Consider the following 12,256-nt stretch of genomic DNA (forward strand, 5'->3'; position numbering starts at 1 on the left):
CCACGGTGAACTTCGCGAAGACACTCATTGCAACGGGCGCGATCATCATGCTGACCTCTTGTGACAGCAAACCGGCCTCGACAAGTAATCCCGCGACCGCGCAGCCACCACCGTCCACGGTCCCCTCGGCCCCTACCGCGGCAGAGCAGGCACAGCGCGACGCTCTCGCGGCCTATCTGGGGATGTGGGACGCGTTCGTCGCAGCTGCGGCCACGTCGGACGGGCAGTCATCCAAGCTGAGCCAGTACGCGACAGGGTTTGCGCTGTCGACTCTGTCCCAGGGTCTGAAAGCGGACCGCGACAACGGGTTTGTCAGCAAGGGCTCTCCGAACCATAACGCCCAGGTGTCCTCCGTGGAGCCTCTGGCGAACCCGGTCAAGGTAACCATCGGTGATTGCAGTGACTCCACCAACGCGTTGAAGTACCGAGTCGACAACGGGGAACCAGCCGACGACGGAGCTGGTGGTCGTCGGTTCATCAAGGCCACCGTGGAGAAGCAGGCTGACGGATCGTGGAAAGTGACGAGCTTCGGCGTGCAAGGAGTAGGAACATGTTGACTTCCCAACGTGCCTGCGGCGTCGTCGCCTTCACCCTCGTAGCTACCGTCGCGAGTTCTGTTCCCGCCTTGGCCGACATCTACGGCAATGTCGACTGCAACCAGAGTCCGGCCCCGGAGTGTCAGCTCGACGCCGGTGCGTCCGGCCAGAACAGCAGTCAGGCACACGATGGGCGCAAGCCCGGACGCCCTGGCTCCGCAGACGAGTCGGCCGACAGCGAGTTCGGGTGCCGCTACGTACCGGTCGACCATCAACCACCACAGGGTCAGCCTCAGGAACCTGGCGGGTGGTTCATGGTGTTGTGCTCGCCGGATGGCAAAGACCCTGACTCGCACGGTCCGGTGTGGATTCCCGCCGGTTCCACTACGGCACCGTCTTTGACCCCGGCGCAGGTCGCTCAGATCGCACGCAAGCAATTGAGGCTGCCGACCCCGTCCATCGCCGCGAGCCCAGCCGGCACTCAGCTCGTACACCTACCGACCTGGCTGTGGTTGCCGGAGGGATGGATGGCGTCGAGCGCAACAGCATCGGTGCCCGGCGTATCGGTGACAGCGACGGCGAAGCCGATGTCAGCGACCTGGTCGATGGGTGACGGCAGAATCGTCACGTGCACAGGAGCAGGCACTCCTTTCCGGCCGGGCAACGACGCGAAAGCCTCATCGCCGGACTGCGGTCACACCTACCGCACCTCGTCTGCAGGGCAAGCGGGGCAAGCGTTCCCGGTCACCGTGACAGTGCGCTGGATCGTCACTTGGGCGGGCGCAGGTCAAAGCGGAACGTTCCCGGACTTGACCACGACCGACACCGCAGCCTTCGGCGTCGCGGAGTCCCACGCCCTCAACAACAACGGCGGCTGACCCTCACCGGACCTCCACGCCGCTCCTAACAACAAAAACGGCACCCACTCATCCGCTCGCGAATCTCCGCGACGCGGCGCACTACTCCCATGCCTAAAGGAGGTACCGACGTGCTCACCGACATCTCGTCCCAGGATCGGCCCGTCACATCGGCCGGTGGTCCGTGGGCCACGGACGGCAAGAAGACCGCGTCCCGGCTACGCGGAGCTCGGCGGCGCAGCATCCCCCATCTGGTGCTGGGGGTGCTGCTTGTTCTCTCATGCGCTGCGGCGTCCGTGGTGACGTCATCGAACTCCGAGAGCAGGCAGTCCGTTCTGGCATTGGCGCGGCCCGTTCCGGTCGGCCATATGTTGACCTCGCAGGATCTCAAGCAGGTCAACGTCGCTGTTGATCCTGAAGTGTCTGTTGTGGACGCAAACCAGGCAGGCAGCGTCCTGGGCAGGACGATGTCGGCGAGCCTGCCTTCCGGCGCACTGCTGACGCCGGAAGCGGTAAGCGGAGCTGGAGTTCCCCCAGCTGGACAGGCGATCACGGCCCTGTCGCTGAAAGCCGGGCAGTTCCCGCTGGAAGTGTCGTCCGGTGCCCACGTGTCGGTCGTGCTCGTGCCAGGCCAACCGGACGCCGCGTCGGCAAGCCCGCCGGCGCTGGAGAACGCGACGCAGTGGCCGGCGGTGGTCGCCAGCGTGACTTCAGCCTCGAACCAGCAGACCACGGTGGTCTCGGTGCAGCTGAGCCCGGCCGCCGCTCGCCAGATCGCTGCCGTGCCCGCGGGTCAGTTGTCGATCGTGATGCTTGCGGGGAGTGGTCGGTGATGCTGGTTGCGGTTCTGTCGATCAAAGGATCGCCTGGGGTGACCACATTCGCCGTTGCTCTGGCCGCGCGCTGGCCGGCACCCGCACGCGCGCTGCTGGTCGAAACCGATCCGTCCGGCGGCGACATCGGGACGCGGTTCTCGCTGCAGGCGACGCCGGGGCTGGTGAGTTTGGCGGCTGCCGTACGGCACAGCGACGACCCTGCATTGCTCTGGCAGCACGCACAGGCTCTGCCTGGTGGGTTGCCGGTGGTGTCCGCGCCACCGGACGCCGAACTGGCGTGGGCCACGCTGGCGGCGCTGGCTGACGCGACCGTAGGAGCAGGCCCGCTGAAGGCAGCTGCGGGCGCACCCAACGGCGTGGTGATCATGGACTGCGGCCGGATGGACGTCGGATCTCCGGTGCTGCCGCTCGTGCGGTCGGCCGACGCGATGGTCTTGCTGACCCGCGCCCACGCCGACGACCTCGCCCACCTAGCTCGTCGGCTGGCCGCGATCGGCTCCTGGACCGCGCGTCCGGCCATGGTGCTGGTCGGCGACGGGTACACCCCGGCGGAGGTCGCCCGAGTGCTCGGTGTGCTGCCGCTGGGTCGCATTCCTGATGATCCACATGGCGCGGCGGTGCTGTGCGGGCGGCCCAGCACGGTGCGACGAAACCGCAGCGGGCCCGCGCACTCCGCGTTGGGTCAGGCGGCGAGCAAGGTCGCGACAGTGCTCTCGCACCAGCCACAGCCACTCGCAGTACCGCGGCTGGCAGCTGCGGGACCAGTCATTCCGACGCAGATCGGCGCGCCAGCCAGCCTGGTATCAGCCCACGGTCCGCGTCTGGCTCCTGTGCCTCTGCCGCCGCACCAGAACACGCCACGAGGAGGGCAAGCGTCATGACGGACACATCGAACGGCTATCCGCCCCCGATACCTCTGCGGCCTCACCAAGTACAGCGGCCAGTTGCTGGCCCGCAACCGTCCACTGTGCCTAGTCAACTGTTCCCGGCAGGAACAGCCGAGGCTCTCGCGCGGCTTCGTCAACATCTACGCGACACCCTCGGTTCCGAACTGCCCCAACGAGTAGATGCTCAACGACGCCGTACCGCAGCACCGATCACCAGAGAAGCGCATCGTGAGCTGGCGCGAGAAGTCCTGCACAACGCTGTCGCCGCTCACAGCGAAACCGAGCTGATGAACAACCGCGCCCTGGTCGGCAGGGATGCCGAACAGCAAGTGATCTCTGAGGTCCTCAACGAGCTGTTCGGCATGGCAGGACTCCAACCGCTACTGGACGATCCGACAGTCGAGACGATCAACGCCAACCGCTTCGACCAGGTGTGCGTCCAGCACACCGATGGGCGTCGTGAGCGGGTCGCGCCGATCGCTGCGTCGAACGAGCAGCTCACCGATCTGGTGCGGTTGCTCGCGGCGCGGGCGTCGAGCCAGGAGCGGCGGTTCGACCAGGGCTCGCCCGCGGTCAACCTGCAGCTCCCAGGTGGGGAGCGGTTGTTCGCGGTGATGGGCCTGACCGCTGGCGGGGTGACGTCGCTGTCGATCCGGCGCCACGGCTACCTGACCGCCACGCTGCCGCAGCTGCGTGAGCGGGGCACGATCGACGCCGGCCTGCGGGAGTTTCTGCGCGCACTCGTGCGTGCCCGCAAGAACATCCTGATCACCGGCGGTGCCGCGGCCGGGAAAACCACAATGTTGCGGGCGCTGGCCTCGGAGATGGATCCGATGGAACGCATCATCACCATCGAGGACGCCTTCGAACTCGGGCTGGAGCGCAACCCTGACATCCACGCTGATGTGACCGCGTTGCAATCCCGCGAACCCAACGTCGAGGGCGAAGGCGCGATCTCGCAGGCCGAGCTGGTGCGGTGGGGTCTACGAATGTCGCCAGACCGGGTCATCGTCGGCGAGATCCGCGGGCCCGAGGTCATCCCGATGTGCAACGCGATGTCGCAGGGCAACGACGGATCGATGGCCACGCTGCACGCTTCCAGCTCACGGATCGCTTTCACCCGCTTGGCTTCCTATGCCGCGCAAGGCGCAGAACGGTTGTCGCTCGAGGCCACCGCGCTACTGGTCGCCAGCGCGGTGCACTTCGTGGTGCATCTGGTCCGCGGCTCAGATCGGCGCACGCGAGTCGTGTCGTCCATCCGCGAGATCGTCGATGCCGACGGGCCTCTTGTCGTCTCCAACGAGGTCTACCGGCCCGGCACGGACGGCCGCGCCCGGCCGATGGCAGGCGCGCTACGCGCCCATACGCTCGACGACCTCGTCGATGCCGGGCTCGACCCCGTTGTACTCCAACAACCCGAGGGGTGGTGGTCACGATGAACATCGCGTTCAGCTCCACGACAGTCATCACCGCCCTGCTAGGCGCCGGCGTGGGACTCGGCTTGCTTCTGATCGTCATCAGCTGGCGCGGCGGTAACCCGCCCCGTCCACGCCGGTCGTTGCCATTGCTGCGGCTCGGCGATGGGCTACACCGGCGACGGCTGATGATTCGCTTCGGCGTCGCGAGCGCGACTGGCGTCTTGGCCGGGGTCGCCACGGGCTGGTGGGTCGGGGCGGTCCTGGCAGGGATGGCCTGTTGGTCGCTGCCACGTGTTCTCCGCGGCGACCCCGAACACGCGCAGCGGATTTCACGGATCGAAGCAGTCGCAACGTGGACGGAGATGCTGCGCGACACGCTCTCCGCCGCATCCGGGCTCGAGCAGGCCATCCTTGCCACCTCGCCATTGGCACCTGCTCCGATCCGGAGCAATATCACCGATCTCGCGGCCCATCTCGAAACTGGTGAACGGCTCGCGCCGTCGCTGCGCCGCCTGGCCGACGAGTTGGCCGATCCGACCGGCGACCTGGTGATCGCCGCGTTGGTGAAAGCCTCGGAGCAGCAGTCCCGCCGGCTCGGTGACTTGCTCGGCGCCCTCGCACACACCGCGCGGGAGCAGGTGTCGATGCGGCTGCGGATCGAGGCCGGTCGCGCTCGCACCCGGACCTCAGTGCGGGTGATCGTAGGCACGACGCTCGTGTTCGCGGTGGCCATGGTGCTGCTCAACCGCGGCTATCTGTCGGCCTACGACTCAGCGGCCGGGCAGGCGGTTCTGCTCGGTGTTGGGTTGCTCTTCGCACTCGGATTCGCCTGGCTGACGCGGATCTCACGTATCGCCGAGTCGGCACGTCTGTTGTCGGTCACAGACACACCGTCCTCCGAGGACACTCGCCTGGTCATCGGTGGGCGGGTGTGACATGACGACCATGATCATTACGCTGATTCTGGGCAGTGGCCTTGGTATCGGCCTGTGGGCGTTGACGGTATGGGCTGTTCCGCCTCGACCACCGCTCGGCGCGGTCCTCACACGAGCTACTTCTGTTCCCGCACCGACCTCGATCTTGGCTGAGGGCAACACCGGCTGGGCGGCCAGGCTCGGCCGGCCCGCGGTCGCGACGCTTCGGGCGATGGGATTGCCTGGTACGCGGCTCACCCGCGACCTGGCCGTCGTCGGGCGACCCGTCAGTGCACACCTTGCCGAGAAAGCAGTATTCGCAGCCGCAGGGCTGTTGCTACCCGTGCCGCTCCACCTGCTCCTGGTCATGGGTGGGCTGTCGCTGAACCTGGAGTTCTCGATCGTCGCTGGGCTGGTGTTCGCGGGAGCCGGGTTCGTACTCCCGGACCTGCGTGTGCGTTCCGAAGCGTCGAGGCTGCGTGCCGCATTCCGGCACGCCTTGTCATCCTTTGTGGACCTGGTGTGGACCACCCTGGCGGGAGGCGCAGGGGTGGACAGTGCTCTCAACGGCTCTGCCGCGGTCGGCCGTGGTTGGGCGTTCGCCCGCTTCCAGCGCGCTCTGGACACCGCACGACTGACTCGCACGACGCCCTGGGCGACGCTGCGTCAGCTCGGCGAGGAACTCGACATCCCGGAACTGGCCGAGCTGGCCGCGTCGATCAGCCTCGCAGGTACCGAGGGAGCGAAGGTCCGCGCGAGCCTGGCCGCGAAGGCGACCGCGCTACGCGCGCACCAACTCACCGACGCCGAAGCCAAGGCGCAGTCCGCGACCGAACGGATGGCGCTACCGGTCATGGCCCTGTTCCTCGGGTTCCTCGGATTCATCACCTATCCAGCACTGACGCAGGTGATCAACAGCCTGTGACGAACGCACAACGTCGTTGCACGACAAGAAGGAGATCGCGATGAGCGACCATCTGAACATCATATGGGCGGTACTGCGTGCTCGCATCGAACTGCTCCGCCGCACCCCTGACGGGGGCTACGTGAGCGAGTACGTGCTGGTGACCGCGCTGGTCATCAGCGGGACGATCATCGTCGTCGGAATTGTCGTGGCGCTGGCCGTCGCCAAGGCGAACAGCATTCCGCTGAGCGCCTGATGAACCCGCAGCGTCGATGGCGTGACGCAGGCTGGCTGCGCCAGGCTCTACGACACGACCGCGGAGCGGTGAGCGCGGAGCTGGCGATAGCGATTCCGCTGCTGCTGTTGTTCCTGCTGGCGATTGTCCAGTTCGCGGTGTGGTCGCACGCTACGCACATCGCACAAGCCGCAGCGTCGCAGGGGCTTGCTGCGGCACGGGTGCACAGCGGTACCGCGAGTGCGGGCGTCGAAAGAGCGCAGCAACTCCTCGACCAGCTGGCGCAGAGCTCGTTGAAAGGCGCGGCCGTCAGCTCCGAGCGCGGCGCCGAAACCGTGTCCGTGCGGATCACCGGTACCGCTGCTGCCGTACTTCCGTTCCTGCACCTGCCAGTACACAGCGAAGCCGCCGGACCTGTTGAACGCCTCGTTGTGGCGAACGACAGCTGACCTCGGATCCACAGTAGACGTTTGAGGGAGTCCTCATGCTCGCATCTCCTGCACAGTATGGAACCTTCCGTGCAGGTACCGAACTGGTGCTGTGGCGGCCGGACCTGGACCGCCGACAACTTCGCCGGCGTGCCATGCGGCGTTGTCTCATGCCCGACACCACTCTGTACGCGATAGCCGGTCTCCTGGCGATCCTCCTCGGTCTCATCGACGATCCGCCGCTTCTGTTGGCCATGACAGTAGGTGCGGTGCTGGTCCTGGTCGCGACTCTGATGGCGCACCACGACCTCCTCCGGTTCGGACATGACCTATCGGAGAACTCAGCGGCGTGGCGCACCGACCGCGGGCGAGGTGAATGGTTCTTCCGCCCCGCAGACTTCACCGATCGAGGCTTCGCGAGCGCTTTCACTGCCGCGCGGATCATCGACGCGGTACACCTCATCCACACCGGCCCTGCGGCATCATGGCTTGACCCTGACTAGCTCGGCCGCATGCACCGGCTCGCTTGGGAAACATTGGCGCAGCTGTACATGGCGCCATCTGCCCTTGGTGACCTGCAGGTGACGCTGGATCGCATGGACCTTGTCGCTGCGCAAGTACGGGAAGTCAACCGGCGGTTCTACGACGCCGGGGCGATGGCCAGAACCGACGACGTGCTGGCGTCCCTCGCCGGTATGCGTGATGTAGTGGCCGCCGGGGTGACGTCGTGAACGCGCTGTGGTGGCGCGCTGAGCGTGGCTCCGTGACCTCCGAGCTCGTGCTGGTCGTGCCCGTTCTGGTGATGCTGCTGGTCTTCGTCGGTGTGTTCATTCACCGTGGTGTGGATGCGCGGCTGCGGCTCAACGATGTCGCGCATCAGGCGGCACGTACGGCCACTCTCGAACGCACCGCTGCCGCAGCGGTTGTGGCGGCGCAGTCGGTCGCCACCGCTGCGCTGGCTTCCGCCGGTGTCATCTGCCAGTCACTCAGCATCGACACCAATACAGGTGGACTGCGGCCAGGCGGCGCGGTAACGGTGACGGTCTCGTGCACCGTCGATCTCGGTGATGCTCTGATCCTCAGCCTCCCGTACGCACGGTTGTCCGCCACCGCGAGCGAGCCCGTCGACGTTTGGCGGGCAGCGGCGATGACGGGGAGCACCTCGTGATCCGGGACCGCAGCACGGTGAGCGACGACGGCGCGGTCAGCGCGTTCGTGGTGGTGCTGTTCATCGGACTCCTTGTCCTGGCCGGGCTTGTCCTCGACGGAGGGCTGGCGTTGGGGGCCAAAGTCAGGGCTAGCGGGCAGGCCGAGGCAGCTGCCCGTGCCGGCGCACAGGCGATCGACCTTGCCGTCTATCGCGCCACCGGCGCATTCCGGCTATTGCCCGCTGAGGCCGCCGCGGCGGCGCAGGACCATCTCGCCACGGTCGGCGCGACCGGAACCGTGACCGTCTCCGGCGACACCGTCACGGTGACCGTCACCGCCTCACAGACCACGCAACTGCTAGGTCTGGCTGGAATCAGCAGCCTGTCCGTGAAGGGCACCGGCAGCGCGCAGCCTCAGACCATCGTGGCAACAGGCCCCTGAAGGGAGACAACCAGATGGCTACAAGCGACGAGATCCGCGAACGCATCGAGCAAGCCGATGCCGCGAGGAACATCCGCAGGCTGGCGGCCGCACAACGCGTGGGCGAACTCGCCAACCGACGAAGGAAGCTGACCACAGAAGTCGACGAGATCGACGCTGAACTGGGTGCGGTGGTCGCAGAGAACGTGGACGTGATCAGCCCTCAGGAACTCGCGGCATTTACCGACGTACCGGCCTGCGACCTCACCGACTGGCTCAACCGGCGAAAGACGGCCCGTACCAAGCGAAAGAGGACCGCCAGGACGGATCCAGACACCAAGAGTGAGACACCCCAGGCACAAGCGCTGATGCCACCTGTCACCGCTGAACCTCACGGGGCGCTGCCGAGGATTCCGGAGCCGGTGACATGACCCGGCATCGAGCTGTACGGCGGGTCTGGTGGGTCTTGGCCGGTACCTTCCGGATTCTCGGCCGGGTTGCCCGCGGCCTGATCGCCGCGACCATGCTGCTCGGGGTCGTTGTGGCGTTGCCGTGCGCGATGTGGCACTTCATCGGCTGGCCGCTGCCGGACCACATCCCGACCTGGGTCGAGATCGAACTCTTCCTGCTGAGCCCGATGACCACTACGTTCCTGCTCGACTTCATCGTCTGCTGGTGCTGGATCTTCTGGGCTGGTTTCACTCTCAGCGTGCTGCGCTGTGCCGCGGAACTGATCCGCGACGGTATCGAGGTAGCCCGCTCACAGGACTGGTCAGCGTCCGGGCCCTTGAACGCCCTTGCGGGCGTGCTCGTCGGCACGCTTCTGGTCTCCGTGCTGGGCAACCGTGTCTCCGCGGCACCCACCGCCGCATCGTTCAGCACGGAGACGTACGGCGCGCAAGTCGTGGCGACTGCCCCCGCCTGGCCCGGCCCAGAACAGGATGGAGAGGTGCCGTCCAGCGATAGCGGTTCGGCTGCGGGCACGGCCACGCACCCGACATCGGTCACTGTGAGGGCACCGCACAATGGGGTGCACGACTCGCTGTGGCGGATCGCCCAACGCACCTTGGGCGACGGCACGCGTTGGCCAGAGATCTTCGAGCTCAACAAAGGCAAACCTCAACCCGGTGGCCGCCTGTTCACCGCGCCAAGCCTGATCTACCCCGGTCAGGAACTCGCGCTACCTGCCGGTGAGCGTGCGCAGCCCGAGCCGCCTCAGCCGCTACCTCCTCCGGTGACGACAACACCGCCCACCACTTCCCAATCCTCGAGCCCAGCTCCATCCACCCCACAGGCGCCGGTCTCGACCGACACGAACGCCGCTCCAGGCTTCACATGGGGACCAGGACTGTTTGTGGGTCTCGGATTGGTTGCAGCCGTCAGCACTGCGCTGATGGCCGCACGTTTTCGCTACCGCAGCCAGTACCGACCTGGCAGCGGCGACCGGAACGATCTACCCGTCGCTCCAGTGGTTTATCAACTGCGCTTGGCGCATCTGCGTGAGCAGAGCAGCGAGGTCGACTCCGACGAGGACGACGGCATCGAACGCCCGCGACGTGCCCCTACGCTGCCCGCTGTGGTGGTCGGCGCAGACGACTCTGCCGCGCGGCCCGCTCTTGTTGCGGGACTGGGTGTCCGGGATGGCCGCGAGATCGCGCTGAACCTCGCCGCCGCCCGCGGCCTCGGATTGGTCGGCGCCGGCGCGCCCGCGGCTGCCCGCGCCTTGCTCCTCGCCACGATCACCACGCCCGCAGACCGAGATGCCAGCACGCCACATCAGCTTGGTACACGTGTGGTTGTCCCGGCCAACGACCTGGACGATGTGCTCGACCGCTACACCGCCTACGCGCATCTGCCCACCGCGATACAGGTCGCCACACGTCTGGAGGATGCGCTCGACGCGCTGGAGGCTGAGACTCTGGTGCGCGCTACGGCCAGCCATGAGCAGACCTCGGCGGCCGGAACGTGGCCGGGCATGGTGCTCGTTGCCCGACCGCCGGAACACCAACGGCAACGGCTGCAAGCGGTTCTGGACGACGGCGCGCAGTACGGCATCACCGGGTTGCTGTTGGGGCAGTGGCAACCCGGCGTGACCGCGTACGTCCGTGACGACGGCACGATCTCTGCCACCAGTCCAGGCTTGGGCGAAGCCCTGCGTGGAACCCGGATGTTCCGCCTCGGCGACGACGACACCGCTGATCTGCTGGCGCTGCTATGCCAGGCGCAGCCCGACACAACATCACCCACGTCCGGGCCGGGCGTTCAGGATGAGCTGGAAATCCTTGGTACAAAACCGGTCTCGGTTCCGACCGAAGACCCACTTCCCGCGCCGATGATCTCCCGCACGACCGAGGAACACGTGGCGTACCCAGCCCTCACGCTCACCGTGTTCGGCCCACCTACCTTGCGGCACACGGCATCCGGCGCCGAGGCACAGGACATCACCTCGGCGCTCCAGCCTCGTATGCGGGAGCTGCTGGTGTTCCTGGCCCTGCATCCGACCGGGGCCACCAGGGAGACGCTCGTGGGGACGTTGTGGGCGGACAGCCCGCCGCAACGGCCCACCAACGCGTTGAACACCACGTTGTCCCGGCTGCGTCGCACGCTGGCCACCGCCACCGGCAGCACGGTCGGCGACATCGTCACCGCGCGCGACGGCCGCTACCGACTCGACTCTCGGCTCGTACACGCCGACTACTGGGACTTCGCCGACGCCGTGAGCGCCCGACGCGGCGCGGCCGACGAACCAACGCGGGTGGCCACGTACCGGGAGATCGTGGACAACTACGGTGGCGTGCTGGCCGAGGGAATCACCGCTGAGTGGCTCGATCCCGTCCGGGAGGCGAGCCGCCGCGATGCCGTCGACGCGGCCTCAGCGCTCGCCCGCGCACTGGTCGCCACCGATCCCCAGCAGACATTGGACCTACTGGAGATCGTCAGGGCGTTCGACACCCACAACGAGGGTGTCTACCGCGACATCATGCGGTTGCAACACAAACTCGGCCTGCACGACGCCATCCCGCGCACACTCGCGTTGTTGACCACGCGTCTGGCTGAGCTCGACGCGCAGCCAGACGCCCAGACCCGTGAGCTCGCGCAGCGCCTTACTGAACCCAGCCATCATCATGACCATGCGACAGCCCAGTGAGCTGCACTCGTGGTCGCACCAGACGAAGACCCTCGTCGGAACTTCCACAAGAATGCTATTCTGAATATCGGAATCTCAGGGCGAACGCTCTCCCGTGCTGCTTTCAATGGCGCCACAAGAAGTAATCCATCTCCGATGGCACCAGATTCCAGTCGAGGCCGCGGAGCCAGCTGGCCAGGAGATCCCTGCGACCGTTGAGGGATCCCGTGACGGATCCCCTGCGGGATCCGCTTGGGGATCCGATTAGAGGGTCGTCAGCGCGGCAAGGTGAAGCCGCGGGTCACATGGCCAGAAAGGGATCCGGTGGCGTCCCAGGCTCGCTTGGCCACAAGCGGGTAGACACGTCGGCCCACGGCCAGGCACTGGCGAGGCCACGAACCTCCCCGGCCCCGAGAACACCATCACCTGAGGTGTTGAGGCGAGCACTACGCCCAGCCTCCGCGTCATACGGAGCACACGAGGTCGGCCCTTTCGCCGGTCGACGCCGACACCGCCGGCGCCCTGACCCGCGCTTCCCCCACCCC

Annotated in this window: 15 protein-coding genes; all 15 read left to right on the top strand. The window is 66.8% G+C overall.

The window, feature by feature from the left end; genetic code table 11:
• Positions 1 to 5 precede the first annotated feature (5 nt).
• The 15 genes from B0F77_RS36025 (at position 6) to B0F77_RS36095 (ending at position 11,732) form a co-directional block, all read left to right on the top strand.
• Positions 6 to 557, top strand: a complete 552-nt coding sequence (locus tag B0F77_RS36025) for a hypothetical protein (RefSeq protein ID WP_245849097.1) — start codon at positions 6 to 8, stop codon at positions 555 to 557.
• A gap of 68 nt (positions 558 to 625) precedes the next feature.
• A complete protein-coding gene (locus B0F77_RS50130) occupies positions 626 to 1,414 on the top strand; it encodes a hypothetical protein (protein ID WP_245849098.1) in 789 nt (262 codons plus the stop codon).
• 110 nt (positions 1,415 to 1,524) lie between these two features.
• Positions 1,525 to 2,226, top strand: a complete 702-nt coding sequence (locus tag B0F77_RS36035) for an SAF domain-containing protein (protein WP_086667516.1) — start codon at positions 1,525 to 1,527, stop codon at positions 2,224 to 2,226.
• Between the two features lie 38 nt (positions 2,227 to 2,264).
• Complete coding sequence (locus tag B0F77_RS36040) at positions 2,265 to 3,110, top strand: MinD/ParA family ATP-binding protein (RefSeq protein WP_245849100.1); 846 nt, start codon at positions 2,265 to 2,267, stop codon at positions 3,108 to 3,110.
• Positions 3,107 to 4,555, top strand: a complete 1,449-nt coding sequence (locus B0F77_RS36045) for a TadA family conjugal transfer-associated ATPase (RefSeq protein WP_086667517.1) — start codon at positions 3,107 to 3,109, stop codon at positions 4,553 to 4,555. Before B0F77_RS36040 ends, B0F77_RS36045 begins: the two co-directional genes overlap by 4 nt.
• On the top strand, positions 4,552 to 5,469 hold the full coding sequence (locus B0F77_RS36050; RefSeq protein ID WP_211294209.1) for a type II secretion system F family protein: 918 nt from the start codon (positions 4,552 to 4,554) through the stop codon (positions 5,467 to 5,469). The genes B0F77_RS36045 and B0F77_RS36050 overlap by 4 nt, the downstream gene beginning before the upstream one ends.
• A 10-nt stretch (positions 5,470 to 5,479) precedes the next feature.
• Complete coding sequence (locus B0F77_RS36055) at positions 5,480 to 6,373, top strand: type II secretion system F family protein (RefSeq protein ID WP_086667542.1); 894 nt, start codon at positions 5,480 to 5,482, stop codon at positions 6,371 to 6,373.
• Between the two features lie 40 nt (positions 6,374 to 6,413).
• Positions 6,414 to 6,608 carry a hypothetical protein gene (locus B0F77_RS36060; RefSeq protein WP_143467071.1) on the top strand — a complete coding sequence of 65 codons (195 nt, stop codon included), beginning with the start codon at positions 6,414 to 6,416 and terminating at the stop codon, positions 6,606 to 6,608.
• Positions 6,608 to 7,036 (top strand): TadE/TadG family type IV pilus assembly protein, encoded by a 429-nt coding sequence (locus B0F77_RS36065; RefSeq protein WP_086667519.1) that lies wholly within the window; start codon positions 6,608 to 6,610, stop codon positions 7,034 to 7,036. Before B0F77_RS36060 ends, B0F77_RS36065 begins: the two co-directional genes overlap by 1 nt.
• Positions 7,037 to 7,071: 35 nt before the next feature.
• On the top strand, positions 7,072 to 7,518 hold the full coding sequence (locus B0F77_RS36070; protein WP_143467073.1) for a hypothetical protein: 447 nt from the start codon (positions 7,072 to 7,074) through the stop codon (positions 7,516 to 7,518).
• A 93-nt stretch (positions 7,519 to 7,611) separates the two neighbouring features.
• Positions 7,612 to 7,746 carry a hypothetical protein gene (locus B0F77_RS50625; RefSeq protein WP_281252584.1) on the top strand — a complete coding sequence of 45 codons (135 nt, stop codon included), beginning with the start codon at positions 7,612 to 7,614 and terminating at the stop codon, positions 7,744 to 7,746.
• 32 nt (positions 7,747 to 7,778) lie between these two features.
• Positions 7,779 to 8,183, top strand: a complete 405-nt coding sequence (locus B0F77_RS36080) for a TadE/TadG family type IV pilus assembly protein (protein WP_342746878.1) — start codon at positions 7,779 to 7,781, stop codon at positions 8,181 to 8,183.
• Positions 8,180 to 8,605, top strand: a complete 426-nt coding sequence (locus B0F77_RS36085; RefSeq protein ID WP_245849106.1) for a pilus assembly protein TadG-related protein — start codon at positions 8,180 to 8,182, stop codon at positions 8,603 to 8,605. Before B0F77_RS36080 ends, B0F77_RS36085 begins: the two co-directional genes overlap by 4 nt.
• Before the next feature lie 14 nt (positions 8,606 to 8,619).
• Entirely contained in the window at positions 8,620 to 9,015 is a 396-nt protein-coding gene (locus B0F77_RS36090; RefSeq protein WP_086667522.1) for a hypothetical protein, read from the top strand.
• A 35-nt stretch (positions 9,016 to 9,050) separates the two neighbouring features.
• Positions 9,051 to 11,732: an AfsR/SARP family transcriptional regulator gene (locus B0F77_RS36095; protein WP_245849108.1), complete on the top strand. Its 2,682-nt coding sequence runs from the start codon at positions 9,051 to 9,053 to the stop codon at positions 11,730 to 11,732.
• The last annotated feature ends 524 nt before the right edge of the window (positions 11,733 to 12,256 follow it).

This window comes from Lentzea kentuckyensis (genome assembly GCF_002150765.1).
GTDB classification, from domain to species: domain Bacteria; phylum Actinomycetota; class Actinomycetes; order Mycobacteriales; family Pseudonocardiaceae; genus Lentzea; species Lentzea kentuckyensis.